General features: G+C 65.2%; 13 protein-coding genes. All 13 read left to right on the top strand.

Annotated features, from left to right (window positions below; genetic code table 11):
• Window positions 1–11: 11 nt before the first annotated feature.
• The 13 genes from M2427_RS31005 to M2427_RS30945 all read left to right on the top strand — a co-directional run bounded on the left by M2427_RS31005 (window position 12) and on the right by M2427_RS30945 (window position 15,091).
• On the top strand, window positions 12–1,382 hold the full coding sequence (locus M2427_RS31005; RefSeq protein ID WP_280710608.1) for an amidase: 1,371 nt from the start codon (window positions 12–14) through the stop codon (window positions 1,380–1,382).
• 256 nt (window positions 1,383–1,638) lie between these two features.
• Window positions 1,639–2,889: an ABC transporter substrate-binding protein gene (locus M2427_RS31000; protein ID WP_280710607.1), complete on the top strand. Its 1,251-nt coding sequence runs from the start codon at window positions 1,639–1,641 to the stop codon at window positions 2,887–2,889.
• Between the two features lie 128 nt (window positions 2,890–3,017).
• The gene (locus M2427_RS30995; protein WP_280710606.1) at window positions 3,018–3,845 is read left to right on the top strand and encodes an AraC family transcriptional regulator; all 828 of its coding nucleotides are present in this window, start codon (window positions 3,018–3,020) and stop codon (window positions 3,843–3,845) included.
• Window positions 3,846–4,041: 196 nt separating this feature from the next.
• Window positions 4,042–5,052 carry a branched-chain amino acid ABC transporter permease gene (locus M2427_RS30990; RefSeq protein ID WP_280710605.1) on the top strand — a complete coding sequence of 337 codons (1,011 nt, stop codon included), beginning with the start codon at window positions 4,042–4,044 and terminating at the stop codon, window positions 5,050–5,052.
• 1 nt (window position 5,053) lies between these two features.
• Complete coding sequence (locus M2427_RS30985) at window positions 5,054–6,142, top strand: branched-chain amino acid ABC transporter permease (RefSeq protein ID WP_280710604.1); 1,089 nt, start codon at window positions 5,054–5,056, stop codon at window positions 6,140–6,142.
• Window positions 6,135–6,917 (top strand): ABC transporter ATP-binding protein, encoded by a 783-nt coding sequence (locus M2427_RS30980; RefSeq protein ID WP_280710603.1) that lies wholly within the window; start codon window positions 6,135–6,137, stop codon window positions 6,915–6,917. Before M2427_RS30985 ends, M2427_RS30980 begins: the two co-directional genes overlap by 8 nt.
• Complete coding sequence (locus M2427_RS30975) at window positions 6,910–9,126, top strand: ABC transporter permease (RefSeq protein WP_280710602.1); 2,217 nt, start codon at window positions 6,910–6,912, stop codon at window positions 9,124–9,126. The genes M2427_RS30980 and M2427_RS30975 overlap by 8 nt, the downstream gene beginning before the upstream one ends.
• Before the next feature lie 3 nt (window positions 9,127–9,129).
• Window positions 9,130–9,963, top strand: coding sequence for a phosphoenolpyruvate hydrolase family protein (locus M2427_RS30970; RefSeq protein ID WP_280710601.1), 834 nt, complete (start codon window positions 9,130–9,132; stop codon window positions 9,961–9,963).
• Window positions 9,964–9,989: 26 nt separating this feature from the next.
• Window positions 9,990–12,893, top strand: a complete 2,904-nt coding sequence (locus M2427_RS30965) for a flotillin family protein (protein WP_280710600.1) — start codon at window positions 9,990–9,992, stop codon at window positions 12,891–12,893.
• 10 nt (window positions 12,894–12,903) lie between these two features.
• Window positions 12,904–13,341: an SRPBCC family protein gene (locus M2427_RS30960; protein ID WP_212426743.1), complete on the top strand. Its 438-nt coding sequence runs from the start codon at window positions 12,904–12,906 to the stop codon at window positions 13,339–13,341.
• A 5-nt stretch (window positions 13,342–13,346) separates the two neighbouring features.
• Entirely contained in the window at window positions 13,347–13,790 is a 444-nt protein-coding gene (locus M2427_RS30955) for an SRPBCC family protein (RefSeq protein ID WP_280710599.1), read from the top strand.
• Window positions 13,791–14,609 (top strand): FAD binding domain-containing protein, encoded by an 819-nt coding sequence (locus M2427_RS30950; protein ID WP_280710598.1) that lies wholly within the window; start codon window positions 13,791–13,793, stop codon window positions 14,607–14,609.
• 5 nt (window positions 14,610–14,614) lie between these two features.
• Window positions 14,615–15,091: a 2Fe-2S iron-sulfur cluster-binding protein gene (locus tag M2427_RS30945; RefSeq protein WP_280710597.1), complete on the top strand. Its 477-nt coding sequence runs from the start codon at window positions 14,615–14,617 to the stop codon at window positions 15,089–15,091.
• Window position 15,092: the final 1 nt, after the last annotated feature.

Below are 15,092 nucleotides of genomic sequence, written 5' to 3'. Positions count from 1 at the left end.
CTGGGGAGGCCATGACAAAGCGGAAAAATGGTGCGCGCGAGATCGCGGCCGATGTCGGCACCGGACGGACCAGCGCTGTCGAGACCGCGCAGGCCGCACTCGCGCGCATTGAGGATGCAAGAGCCCTTAATGCGGTCGTCACGATTGATCCCGCACGCACGTTTGCCGATGCTGCTGCTGTCGACAATCGCGTACGTGGCGGCGAGATCATGCCGCTGGCCGGCGTGCCCATCGTCGTGAAGGACAATATCTGGGTCGGTGGCTGGCGCGTGACCCAGGGCTCGCGCTTGTTCGCCGATTTCATCGCCCCGCAAGACGCGATAGCGATCGCGCGGCTGCGGCAGGCTGGCGCGGTCGTTGTCGGCATCGGCGCCTCATCCGAGTTCGCCAGCAAGGGCGTCACCACCTCGCAGCTCTACGGGCCGACACGACATCCGCAAAATCCCACGCTGACGCCCGGCGGCTCGTCGGGCGGACCAGCGGTTGCCGTCGCGGCCGGCCTCGTCCCGCTCGCGATCGGCACCGACGCCGGTGGCTCGAGCCGCAGGCCGCCCGCTCATGTCGGGGTCGTCGGCTTCAAGCCGTCTTACGGCGCGATCCCCTATGGTCCCGGTTTTGCCGAACCCTTCTTCGGTCTCTCTGTCATCGCGCCGATTGCCGCGGACGTCACCGATATCACGCTGGCATTTGAGACCATGGCCGGCGTCGATCCGCGTGATCCGGATTCCGCTGACGTCGCGGGCGCCGCCAACGATCTCGGCGACCTGCGCATCGCGTTCTCTCCACGTCTCGGGCTCAACGTCGAAGTGGACGAGGTCGTCGCGAATGGGCTCACGTCCGTCATTGCGCGTCTCGCAGCTGGAGGCTTGCGTATCGCACAACGCGACCCCGTCTGGCCCGCGGGCGCGACGGAAGACGCCATCATGCCGCTTCAACACGCGGGCCTTGCTGCGCTCTATGGCGATGCTTTTCGCAGGGATCCGGCCGTCTTCGATCCTGACATTGCCAGGCAGATCGAACGCGGGCTCGCTTGGTCGGGCACCGACGTTCGTGGTGCGCTGGTTGCAAGCGCGACGATCGCTCACGCGTTTGCGGCCTTCTTCACTGAAATCGACCTGCTGCTGACCCCGACGGTGCCCTGCGTCGCGTGGCCGCTCACTCAGCTCGGGCCAGACATGATCGGCGGTCGGCCAGCGAGCCCCCGTGGGCACGCCGTGTTCACGCCGTTCGTCAATCACGCCCGCCTGCCGGCGATCTCGATTCCTTGCGGTCACGATGCGGTCGGACTGCCTTTCGGCCTGCAACTGATCGCCCGACGCGGACAGGATCGAACATTGTTGCGCGCCGCGCAGCAGATCGAGGCGATGTTGCGATCCGGGTAAGCCCAGCTCCCATTCCGCGCGCGCTTCAACTCTCCCGCGACGATCGCGCCTATTGCACCGCGGAACGATTTGCGACGCAACATTCAAAATGAGACTGCCTGTTAAGCGGCACACGGCCGCGACGCGTGCGCTGCATCCGAGTTCGGTTAGCTTTCATCCCAAGACGCCGTCGTTCTTGCAAAAGCGCCGCATCGTGCGGCGGACGCGCGAGGCTGCGGTGAAAAACAGCGACAAGGACGACCCAGGGAGGAGAGCAATGTTGAAAGGCAGTCTAGGACTGATCGCGTTGAGCAGCCTGTTATTGTCGGGCACCGCCTTCGCGCAGGAGAAGATCAAGGTCGGCGTCACCGCGACGCTCGAAGGCACCTACACCGTGCTCGGCGAGGATGGCATCCGCGGCCATCAGACCGCGCTCAATGTGCTCGGCAAGAAGGTCGGCGACAAGGAACTCGAATTCATCATCGCATCGACCGACGCGACACCTGATTCTGCCGTCCGCGCCGTGCGAAAGCTGATCGAGCAGGACAAGGTACAGATCCTGCTGTCGCCGCTGTCCGGCGACGAGGGCATCGCGGTCAAGAACTTTGCCAAGACCCATCCGGAGCTGACCTTCATCAACGCAGCCTCCGGCGCGCAGGAAACGACCTATGTCGATCCGGCCCCGAACTTCTTCCGCTACAACATGGACGGCGCGCAGTGGCAGGTGGGCCTCGGCAAATACGCCTATGAGGAGAAGAAGTATCGCAAGATCGCGACCGTCGGAGAGGACTACTCCTTCATCTATACCCAGGTGTTCGGCCTCGTGCTCGAATTCTGCGGTGCCGGCGGACAGGTCACCAACCGGCAATGGGTGCCACTCGGCACCAAGGACTTCGCCTCGGTGATCGCTGCCCTGCCCGACGATGTCGACGCGATCTATCTCGGCCTTGGCGGCGCGGATGCCGTCAACTTCCTCAACCAGTACCAGCAGGCCGGCGGCAAGGCGCATCTGATGGGCGGCTCGATCATGATCGACCAGACCATCCTGTCGTCCAAGGGCAATGCCAAGAACGCGCTGGTCGGCACGCTGGCCGCGAGTGGCCAGGCCGACACCTGGGAGGACCCGGGTTGGCAGAAGTTCGTGAAGGACTATCAGGATGCTTTCCCGCCGGCCAAGCGCTTCCCGAGCCCCTCGTTGCTCGCCACCAATTATTACGGCTCGACCATGGCGCTGATCCTGGCGCTGCGACAGGTCAACGGCGATCTCAGCGACAACCAGTCCAAGTACAAGGCCGCGCTGGCGAAGATCGAGCTCGATGCACCCAACGGCAAGATCAAGCTCGACGCCAACCGCCAGGCGATCGGCACCAACTTCGTCACCGAAGTCGTCGACGATGGCAAGGGCGCGCTGTTCTCGAAGGTCGTGAAGGTGATCCCGAACGTCAACCAGACGCTGGGTTACGACCCTGCGGTGTTCGCCAAGATCGGTTTGCCAAGCCGTACAGTACCGGAATGTAAGAAGTACTGACGTAGTCGCATCAGCGACGTGATGACTGACCGGGGAGAGAATTGCAAAGGCGCGACACGTGCGCCCTTGCATTCTCTCCTCGGTTGTTGAACGCTACAAAAAAGACAAAAGCTACTGGGAGGGAAGGCATGAGCCGGGCGCTCGCCGTCTTCCACGGCCGCTTCGGCCGGGCGACGGTCTATCAGTTGAACCGCCCCTTCAATATCCACGCGCATCGCGAAGGTCATTTGATCTTCCATGTCGGCGGGCGTTCGGCATGCATCGACGTCAACGATGGACGTTACGAGCTCACCGAAGGCTCCGTGGTCGCGGTCAATCCATGGGAGCCGCATAATTTCCTCCCCTCAGATCTCGATGTCGGTGCCGTTTTCTTCGTACTCTATGTCAATGCGGAATGGTTTGCGCCCGATGCACCCGGTGCCGACCGCCTGCGCTTCGGCCGTACCCAATTCGCACGGTCGATTGCGCTGGACAAGCACATCAGGCACGCGGCCGCCCTCGTGTGCGGCGCACCTTCGCTCAAGAGCCTTGATGCCGAGCTGAGGCGACTGATCGACATCTGCTACGACGAAAGCTGGCAGCAGGCGGAGACTGCGCGCGATCCACGCGCGAATGGCTCGGTCACCGATTTTCGTGTTCGCAAGTGCATCAAGATGATGTCGGAGAGCCCGGGCGCGGAGATCGAGCTCGATACCATCGCGCGCGAGTCCGGCTTGTCGCGACCGCATTTCTACCGGCTGTTCCGCACCCAGACCGGTGTCACGCCTCATCTCTATCTCAACACCCTGATGATGGAACAGGCTCTGGAAGCATTGGTGGCGAGCGAGGCACCGATTGCCGATATCGGCTTCGATCTCGGCTTCTCCTCGCAGAGCGGTTTCACCCGTTTCTTCGCCGCCAATGTCGGTATGGCGCCGACCGATTATCGCCGCGCGGCCAAGGTTTTGCGCGGCTGACACGCGCGCGAAAAGATACTGACGATCAAGTGCTCCCCTCGCCGTCCCACTAGGATGGACGGAACGCGATCCCGGCAAGAGGATCGCATGTCCGGGGAGGACGCAAATCCATGGCGAGGTACGCAGCCCGCACGGGGCTGTCTGACCTGCATCCGAAGCATGATGGCGACCGCCGCAAGCGGAGCGAGGTGACGCCATGACCCGCTTTGTCGAACGCCACCCTGCATGGGCGCTGATCGTCATCATCGCGGTCGCAGTGGCGCTGTGGCTGATCTTCGCGGTGTGGCCGGCCGGCCTCGAAGACGCGATCGGCCGCAAGCGGGTTTTCCTCAACGCGCTGTTCAACGGCATCACGCTCGGCGGCCTCTATTTCCTCGTCGCCAGCGGCTTCACGCTGATCTTCGGCCTGATGCGCAACGTCAACCTGGCGCACGGCTCGCTCTATCTGTTCGGCGGTTATGTCGGCTACGCCATCAGCGCTTCGACCGGCTCATGGATCCTTTCGTTCATCGTCGCCTTCATCCTGACGGCGCTGGTCGGCGTGTTACTCCAGGTTCTCGTCTTCCGCCGGATGGAGGGCCAGGATCTGCGCCAGACCATGGTGACGATCGGGCTTTCGATCGTGTTCGCCGATCTCATGCTGTGGGCCTGCGGCGGCGACTTCTACCAGATTCAGACCCCTAACTGGCTGATCGGGCCGATCGAGCTGCCGCTGATCACCGCGGTGAAATCCTCGGGCGAACCGGTTTACCTGCGCTATCCGCTGGTGCGGCTCGTGATCTTCGTGGCCTCCTTGATCATCGGCATCGCGATGTGGCTCGCTCTCAACCGCACCCGGATCGGCATGATCATCCGCGCCGGTGTCGACGACCGTGACATCCTCGCTGCAACCGGCGTGCGCATCCAGATCGTCTTCGTGCTCGTCTTCGCACTCGGCGCCGGACTTGCCGGCATCGCCGGCGTGGTCGGCGGCACATTCCAGTCGCTCTCGCCCGGCGAGGACATCCGCTTCCTGCTCGCCTCCCTCGTCGTCGTGATCGTCGGCGGCATGGGCTCGATCCCCGGAGCCGCGCTTGGCGCGCTGATCATCGGCCTCGCCGAGCAGCTCGGCTCAGTCTACATCCCGACCTACGCCATCGTCGTGACATTCCTGATCATGGTGCTCGTGCTGGCGCTTCGGCCGCAGGGCCTGCTGGCGAGGCGCTGACATGTCCGTCACCCACGATGCGCGCATTCAGGTCCGTGGCCCCGCCTCTGCCATGCAACGGCAGGCTGCACGCGGCTGGCCCGACCTCAACAATCCCGCAGCCTGGATCGTGGCGATCATCCTGCTGATCATGCCGCTGATCGCCAATGGCTTCTTCCTGATCGAGATCTTTGCGACCACGCTGATGCTCGGCACCATCGCGCTCAGCCTGATGTTTCTGGCCGGCTATGGCGGCATGGTCAGCCTGATGCAGCTCACCATCGCGGGCTTTGCCGCCTACATGGTCGCGGTGTTCGGGGCCAGCGACAACGCCAATATCAGCCTGGGCTGGCCGTGGTGGCTCGCCACCCCGATGGCGCTCGTGCTCGCAACGATCTTCGGCACGCTTGGCGGCGCGCTCGCGGTCCGCACCGAGGGCATCTACACCATCATGATCACGCTGGCGATCGGCGCGGCCTTCTACTACTTCACCAATCAGAACTGGGCGATCTTCAACGGTCACACCGGGATCAACAACGTTGCCACCCCGCACTTCTTGGGCGTCAACTGGCGGGCGGATATTCCGTTCTACTACGTCGTACTCGCGGTCGCCGCGCTCTGCTATTTTGCAGTGGACTACATCGCCCGCGCGCCGTTTGGTCTCGCGTTGCAGGGCGTGCGCGATAATCCACGCCGTATGGCCGCGCTCGGCTTCAACGTCAACGCCCACCGCGTTGCGGCCTATGCGGTCGCGTCGTTCATTGCGGGCCTCGCCGGCGTGCTCCAGGTCTGGAACTATCGCCAGATCTCGCCGGGCTCGGTCAGCGTCGGCGCCTGCATCGACATTCTCATCATCGCCATTGTCGGTGGCATCACCCGCCCAATCGGTCCCTATATCGGCGCATTGGTCTTCGTCCTCCTGCGCACCTTTGCGCTCGACTTCCTGGTCAAGATCGGGCTCGACGGCAACCGCTTCAGGCTGCTGATCGGCCTCGGCTTCCTCGCCATCGTGTTCTGGTCGTCGGACGGCGTGATCGGCCTGTGGCAGCGCTGGCGGCGGGGCCAGCGTCCACAGTCGGATCGCTCGGGCGGAGGGCGCGGCCATGGATAGTGTCGCCCAGCGCCTCTCCGCCGTCGGCGCCGGCGCAGCCCTCGAGCTGCGCGGCGTCACGCGGCTGTTCGGCGCGCTGGCGGCGCTGACCGACGTCACCATTACGGTGCGCCCCGGCGAACGTCGCGCGGTGCTCGGCTCCAACGGCGCCGGCAAGACCACGCTGTTCAACTGCATCACCGGCGATTTTCCTCCGACATCAGGTACGATCCGCTTCTTCGGCGAGGACGTCACGCATTTCCCGCCCTATGAGCGCATCCGCCGCGGTCTCAGGCGGACCTACCAGATCTCGGCGCTGTTTCCCGGCCTCACCGTGCAGGACAATGTCTACCTCGCCTGTTGCGGCGTCTCGCGCGGGCGCTTCTCGTTCCTGCGTCCCGGGCAGAACGATGCGCTGATGCACGCCGCCGATGGCCTGGTGCAGGCCGTGCATCTGACGGCCGTGAGGGATCAGCGCGTCGCCGAGCTCGCCCACGGTCAGCAGCGCCAGCTCGAGATCGCGCTGGCGCTGGCCGGTGCTCCCCGCTTCGTGCTGTTCGACGAGCCGGCCGCAGGTCTGTCGCCGACCGAGCGCGCCGAGCTGGTCGAGATCCTGACTTCGCTGCCCGCGCATATCGGCTACATCATCATCGAGCACGACATGGACGTGGCGCTGCGCGTCGTCGAGAGCGTGACGATGATGCACAATGGCCGCATCTTCAAGGAAGGCTTGCCGGAAGAGATCCAGTCCGACCCCGAGGTGCAGGAGCTTTATCTGGGAGGCGGCCATGAGTGAGAGCCGCCGCTCAGCCGCCGCTCTCGAGGTCCGCGGCCTCGATGTCTATTATGGCCATTCGCATGCGCTTCAGGGCGTCGACCTCACACTCGATTCCGGCGTGTTCTCTGTCGTCGGCCGCAACGGCATGGGCAAGACCACGCTGTGCAAGGCCATCATGGGCCTGGTGCCGGTCAGCGGCGGCTCGATCCGCGTCCGCGGCGAGGACATCACGCGCCGCCCGCCGGCGCACATCGCACGGCTTGGCGTCGGCTATGTTCCCCAGGGCCGCCGTCTGTGGCGCTCGCTCAGCGTCGATGAGCATTTGCGGCTGGCCAGCAGCATGCGGCGAGGAGCCTGGACCGTCGAGCGCATCTACGACACCTTTCCGCGGCTTGCCGAACGCAAGGACCATGGCGGCGGTCAACTCTCCGGCGGCGAACAGCAGATGCTCGCGATCTCTCGCGCGCTGCTGACCAATCCGCAGTTGCTGATCATGGACGAGCCGACCGAGGGGCTTGCGCCCGTCATCGTCGCGCAGGTCGAGGAGATGCTGCTGCAGCTCGGCGAGGACGGCGACATGTCCGTGCTGGTGATCGAGCAGAACATCGGCGTCGCCACAGCGATCTCGCGCAACGTCGCGATCATGGTCAACGGCCGCATCAACCGCATCATCGACTCAGCGCGCCTGTCCGCCGACCGTGAGCTCCAGCAGCGGCTGCTCGGCGTCGGAATGCATGCCGAGCTGGAGCCCGACATCGACGTTCCGGCGGCCGGCGGTGAAGCAAAACCCGTTCCCCAGCCTACACGCACCAGCGGCCCTATCCGGATCTACATCTCGAACCCCACCCTGCCGACGCGCTGGTCCCAGCCGGTTCCGATTGGCCGCATCGAGGCCGCCGCGCGCACGCTATCGACGCAGGTTTCGCGCCTCGACGAGACCGCGCGGCGGAAGCGTGAGCCGGTGACGGCGCAGACGTCAGGGCCGCCGGTGGTGCTGGTCGTCGGTACGCTCGACACCAAGGGCACCGAGCTACGTTTCATCCGCGACATCATTGGCGAGAGCGGACTGCGCACGCGACTGGTCGATGTCTCCACCAGCGGCAAGCACGCGACTTGCGACGTCTCCGCGCAGGAGATTGCCCTGAACCACGGCCGCGGCGGCTCGGCCGTGTTCGGTCCGGATCGCGGTGCTGCCGTTACCGCGATGGCGGACGCATTCGCCAATTGGATCAAGCGCCAGGGCAATGTCGCCGGTGTGATCTCGGCCGGCGGCTCCGGCGCGGCGTCGCTGGTCGCCCCCGGGATGCGCACCCTCCCGGTCGGCGTGCCGAAGCTGATCATCTCCTCGGTCGCCTCCGGCGATGTTGCGCCCTATGTGGGCCCCGCCGACATCACCATGATGTATTCGGTCACCGACGTGCAGGGCCTCAACTCGATCTCGCGCGCGGTACTGTCGAACGGCGCCAATGCGATCGCCGGCATGGTCAAGGCCCGGCTCGTCCAGCGGGAGACCAAGGAGCGCGCCGCGAGCACCGGCCTGCCGTCAGTCGGCATCACCATGTTCGGCGTCACCACGCAGGCGGTGCAGAAGATTGCCGCCGATCTGCGCGACGACTTCGAATGCCTGGTCTTTCACGCCACCGGCGTCGGCGGACGATCGATGGAGAAGCTGATCGATTCCGGCCAGCTCGCGGGCGTCATCGATCTCACAACGACCGAGATCTGCGACCTCCTGATGGGTGGAGTGTTTCCAGCCACGGAGGACCGTTTCGGCGCAGTCATTCGCACCCGCCTGCCCTATATCGGCTCGGTCGGTGCGCTCGACATGGTCAATTTCGGCGCCCCCGACACCATCCCCGAACGCTACCGCGGCCGCAAATTCCACGTTCACAATCCGCAGGTGACGCTGATGCGCACCACCGCGGAAGAAAACGAGCGCATGGGCCGCTGGATCGGCGAACGGCTCAACCAGATGGATGGGCCGGTGCGCTTCTTCCTGCCCGAGGGCGGCGTCTCAGCGCTGGATGCGCGCGGCCAGCCGTTCTGGGACCCAGAGGCCGACGCCGCCTTGTTCCGCGCGCTGGAGCGCACGGTGCGTGCGACGGGCAACCGCGAGCTCATTCGCGTCAAGCACAACATCAACGATCCCGAATTCGCCTCGACCATCGTCAGCGCGTTCCGAACGTTGTTCGGCCGTGCGGGGGCGCGCCGGAGAGCAGCGAGGTGACCGATGGCCCGGTTTGAACGCGCAGCACTTCTGAAGCGGTTTCGCGAAATGGCGAAGCGCGGCGAGCCGATCGTCGGCGCCGGTGCCGGCACTGGCCTTTCCGCCAAATGCGAAGAGGCCGGCGGTGTCGACCTCATCGTGATCTACAATTCCGGCCGCTATCGCATGGCCGGCCGCGGCTCGCTCGCCGGACTCATGCCCTACGGCGATGCCAACGCGATCGTGGTGGAGATGGCCGGCGAAGTGCTGCCGGTCGTAAGCAAGACGCCGGTGCTCGCCGGGGTCAACGGCACCGATCCGTTCCGCGACATGGACGTATTCCTCGACCAGATCAAGGCCCTCGGCTTCGCCGGCGTGCAGAACTTTCCGACCGTCGGCCTGATCGACGGCATCTTCCGCGCGAACCTTGAAGAGACCGGCATGTCCTACGCGCTGGAGATCGACATGATTGCGAAGGCACGTGAGAAGGATTTGCTGACCACGCCCTACGTCTTCAGCGAGAAGGAAGCGGCCGCGATGGCGATTGCCGGCGCCGACATCATCGTCTGCCATCTCGGGCTCACCACCGGCGGCACGATCGGCGCCCAGACGGCACCAAAACTGAAGGACTGTCCGGCGCGCATCGACACGTGGGCATCGGCTGCACTCAGCGTCAATCCGGACATTCTGGTGCTCGCCCATGGCGGTCCGATCGCGGATCCCGCTGATGCCGATTTCATCATGAAGAACACCCGCTGCTGCCACGGCTTCTACGGCGCCTCCTCGATGGAGCGGCTGCCGGTGGAGCGGGCTTTGACGGAACAGGTACGCCAATTCAAGGCGATCAGCGCGCGCTGACGCCTGCGAGATTGAGGGAGGGAAACATGTCAGGGATCCTGGTCGGCGAGCTCATCCTCTGGCTGATCGTCGCTGTTATCGTGATCGTGGTGGGCGTCTACATCGTCAACTGGCTCTATCACCGCTCCTCCAAAGAAGTGTCGTTCGTCCGGACCGGTTTCCTCGGTGAACGCGTGGTGATCAACGGCGGCGCCTTCGTGCTCCCCTTCATCCACGACTACACGTCGGTCAATATGAACGTGCTTCCGATGGGGATCGTGCGTTCGCGCCAGGACGCGGTCATTACCCGCGACCGCATGCGCGTCGACATCGAGGCCGACTTCTATGTGCGCGTGCAGCCGACCCGCGAGGCCGTCTCGATCGCCGCGGCGACCCTGGGCCGCCGCACCATGGAGCCGGAACAACTGCACGCGCTGCTGGCCGGCAAGTTCATCTCGGCGATCCGCTCGGTCGCCTCCGAAATGACCATGGAGGAGATGCATGAGCGCCGCGGCGACTATGTCGCGCGCGTCAAGACCAATGCCGCCGAGGCACTCGCTCAGAACGGCCTTGAGCTCGAGTCCGTCGCGATCACTGATCTCGACCAGACCGACCTCGAATTTTTCAACCCCTCGAACCGCTTCGACGCCGAAGGCTTGACCCGGCTGATGGAAGACATCGAGGCAAGACGCAAGCTGCGCAACGACATCGAGCAGGACTCGATGATCAAGATCCGCACCCGCAATCTGGAGGCCGAGCGGCAGGCGCTCGAAATCGAGCGCGAGAGCGAGACGGCGCGGCTGGAGCAGGAGCGCGACATTGAGATGCGCCGCGCGCTGCAGCGCACGGAAGTCGCCCGCGAACGTGCATTGCGCGAGACCGAGGCCGAACAGGCGCAGATCTCGGCACGCGAAGCGATCGAGCGCTCCCGGATCGCCAATGAGCAGGCGATTGCCGAGGCCCGTATCGCCTCCGAGCGTGAGACCCGCCAGAAGGAAATCGAGCGCACTCGCACCATCGAGGAAAAGGAGCTGCTGGCGCGGGAGGAGATCGAGAAGACCCGGATCGCCAACCAACGTTCAATCGACACGACCCGGATTGCCTCCGAACGCGATGTCCGCCAGCGCGAGATCGAACGGATGCGCACCGTCGAGGAAGCCGAGATCGCGGCCCGCGAGGCGATCGAGAAGGCCCGGATCCAGCAGGACCGCGTCGTCACCGACGCCCGCATCGCCAATGAAGAGGAGACGCGCCGCCGCGAGATCGAGCGCACACGTGCCGTCGACGAAGCCGAGATCTCTGCCCGCGAAGCCACCGAGAAGGCCCGCATCGCACAGACCTTGATCGTCAACGTCGAACGCATCTCCTCAGATGAACGCACCCGCGCGCTGGAGATCCAGCAGGTTCGCACCATTCAGGAGGCCGAAATCGAGGCGCAGCGCGCGGTCGAGGCTGCCCGCATCGCCCGCGAGCGGACGCTCGCCGCCGAACGGATCGCTGCCGAACAGAACACGCGGCAACTCGAGATCGAGCGAAACCAGATACTTGAAGTCGCGGGCATCGCCGCGCGCGAGACCACCGAGGCCTCGCGCATTGCCCAGGAAGAGCGCGTCCGCTCGCTGGAGATCGCGCGCAACCGCGCCGTCGAGGAGGCCGATATCGCCTCCCGCGAGGCGATCGGGGCGGCCCGCATCGCGCAGGAGAAGGCGGTTGCAGCCGAGCGCATCCAGGCCGAGCGCGACACGCGTTCGCTCGAGATCGAACGCACCGGCATTCTGGAGGCTGCCGAGCTGAAGCGCCGTGACGCCATCGAGCGCCAGCGCATCACCGTCGATCTCGCGCTGGAAGCCGAGCGGATCAACTCGTCCAAGAAGCGCGAGGTGCTCAATATCGAGCAGAAGAAGGCGATCGAGATCGCGGATGAAGACCGTGTGATCGCCCTCTCCGCCAAGAAGTCCGAACGGATCGATGCCGACCGCCAGGTCCGGCAGGCCGAGATCGTCGCCCGCAAGGAGGTCGAGACCACCGACGTGTCGCGCGAGCAGGCGCTGGAGGCCGCGCGCCTCGAACGCCGGCGGGCGATCGAGCAGCTCGAAGTCGCCCGCGTCCAGTCACTCCAGGAGGCCGAGATCGCCTCCCGCGAGGAGGTCGAGCGCGCGCGCATCGCCTCCGACCGCGGCCTCGATGAGGCGCGTGTCGGCCGCGAGCGTGAGCTGCGCAAGCTCGAGGTCAATCGCGAGAAGGAGGTCGAGACGGTTCTGATGGAGAAGGCGATCGCCATCCATCAGAAGTCGCTGGAGGAGTCCGCTGCCAAGGCGATGGCCGAGGAAGCGCGGATGCGGGCTACCGAAGCAACCGAGCGCGTCATCACCGCGCGCGAGAGCGAAATTGCAAAACGCCGCAAGACGGTCGAAGTGCTGCTCGCGGAGAAGCAGGCGGAGGAAACGCGGATCGCCGCGGACGCCGAACGTGTGCGTGCGGCCGTCGAGGCTGAAGCGCAGCGGATGCTCAACGAAGCCGAGAACGTGCTGACGGACCAGGCGCGCTATTCGCTGTTCCGCCGCAAGCTGCTCGACAAGATCGAGGGCATCGTCCGCGAGAGCGTCAAGCCGATGGAGAAGATCGAGGGCATCCGCATCCTCCAGGTCGACGGCCTCAACGGCAATGGCCATGGCGGCAATGGTGGCCGTAGCGCCACCGACGAGGTGATCGACTCGGCGCTGCGCTACCGCGTCCAGGCGCCGCTGATCGACTCCATCCTGTCGGACATCGGCGTCGAGGGCGGCAGCCTCGCCAAGATGCCGGGCCTGATCCGCGAGGCCCGCGACATGCAGGGCATCAAGGAATCCGCGCGTAAGAGCGGCGGTGGCGACAAGCCGGCGGCGTCCCCGCCCACGGCCGAGGGCGGCGGCGAACCGCCGGTCGAGCGCGGTCCGCGGAAGAAGAGCTGAGGTCTGAGCCATGCCCCGCGTCTACGTCTCCACCGTCGTCAATGCGCGCAACGATCGCGTCTGGGCGCGCGTGCGCGACTTCAACGGCTTGCCGAACTGGCACCCCGCGATCGCCGAAAGCCGTATCGAGGGGGGCGAACCCTCCGACAAGATCGGCTGCGTGAGGGACTTTCGCCTGCGCAACGGCGATCGCATCCGGGAAAAGCTGCTCGGCCTCTCCGACTACGACATGTTCTGCACCTATTCGATTCTGGAATCCCCGATGGGCGTCGAGAACTACGTCGCGACCTTGCGGCTGACGCCCGTCACCGACGGCGACCAGACCTTTGTGGAATGGACCGCCGAGTTCGATTGCGCGCCGGAACGCGAGGCCGAACTCGTCGGCAATATCGGCGGCGGCGTGTTCCAGGGCGGGTTCGACGCGCTGAAGCGCGTGTTTGGAGGCTGAGATCCGTGCCGCATATCGTCAAAAGCACCATCCTGGACGCGCCGACCGATGCGGCGTGGGCCATGCTGCGCGATTTCAACGGGCATGACCGCTGGCATCCCGCGGTTGCGACCTCCTCGATCGAGCGCGCGCATTCCTCTGACAAGATCGGTTGCATCAGGCGGTTCAAGCTGAAGGACGGTGCAGAGCTACGCGAGCAATTACTGGCGCTGTCGGACCTCGAACAGAGCTTCAGCTACTGCCTGCTCGATACTCCCATCCCGATGTTTAACTACGTCGCCCACGTCCGCCTGCTACCGGTCACCGACGGCGATCGCACCTTCTGGCACTGGGAGTCACGCTTCACGACCAAGCCCGAAGACCGCGACCGCATCACCCATATGGTCGCGGAAGATATTTATCAGGCCGGGTTCGAAGCAATCCGCCGACGTCTCAAGGAGCCTGCATAGATGGCCGTGACAGTGAAGACCTTTGCGAGCGCGAGCGAGGCGGCTAGTGCGCTGTCCTCGGACCGAAGCGCGCGCTATCTCGGCGGCGGCACGCTGGTGATGCGGGCGCTGAACGAGGGCGACGTGTCAATCTCGACCGTGGTCCGCGCGCAGGATCAGGCGCTGGCTAGGATTGACGCATCCGGCCCACGTGTGACGCTCGGCGCCGGCGTCACCTTCGCGCGCGTCCTCGCCGAGCGGGACCTCGGCTTCCTGCACGCCCCTGCCCGCTCGATTGGCGGTCCCGCCGTGCGCAACATGGGCACAGTCGGCGGCAATCTCTTCGCTCCTAGCCCCTATGGCGATTTCACCGTCGCGCTGCTGGCGCTCGATGCGACCGTCGCCGTGCAGGGCGGCTTCGGCGCACGCGACATCCCAATCGAGGAGTTCTTGCAGGCACGCGACCGACAGGCGGGGACATTGGTCCTGTCAATCTCGTGCATCCGCCCGGCCAGCGCCGAGGCGTTCCGCTATCGCAAGATAGCCCGCATCAAACCGAAGGGCGGCTCGGTCATCACGCTTGCCGCGCATCTGCCGATCTCTGGTGGCCGGATCGCGGGCGCCCGGATTGCGCTGGGCTCAATGGCGCCGACGCAGATCCGCGCTCGCGCCGCCGAGCGTGCGCTGGAGGGCCGCTCACTGGATTCCGCGACCATCGCGGCCGCCGCATCGGCCGCAACTGAAGGAACATCGCCATCCGACAATGCACTCGGCAGCGCCTGGTATCGCCGCGAGATCGTCGGCGTTCACCTGCGCCGCCTGCTGTCAGGACAGGAATAGACCGCATGTCCAAAATACCCCTGCAATTTCGTCACAACGGCCGCGACGTCGCGATCTTCGTCGATGGCGGCACAAATTTGCTGGTCGCGCTGCGCGAGCTGATCGGCGACATGACGCCCAAATTCGGCTGCGGCCAGGGCGGCTGCGGCACCTGCAGCGTGCTCGTTGACGGCGAGCTGCATCTCTCCTGCCTCACGTTGGCGGAAACGGTCGCGGGCCGCTCCATCGAGACGCTCGACGGCATGAAGCAAGGTCCGAACCTGCATCCGCTCCAGCGCGCCTTCGCCGACAATTTTGCCGCCCAATGCGGCTATTGCACGCCGGGCATGCTGATGGCCGCAAAGGCCCTGCTCGACCGTAATCCGTCGCCGAGCCGCAATGAGGTCATCGAGGCCATCTCCGGCAACATATGCCGCTGCACCGGCTACGAGCCGATCATCAATGCCATCCTCGCCGCCGCCGGCGGCCGGGTCAGTGCGTAAG

The sequence above is a fragment of the Bradyrhizobium sp. BR13661 genome (genome assembly GCF_029892425.1).
Classification (GTDB): domain Bacteria; phylum Pseudomonadota; class Alphaproteobacteria; order Rhizobiales; family Xanthobacteraceae; genus Bradyrhizobium.
The sequence above is the reverse complement of the archived record's forward strand: the minus strand, read 5'-3'. Positions and strand labels throughout refer to the sequence as shown.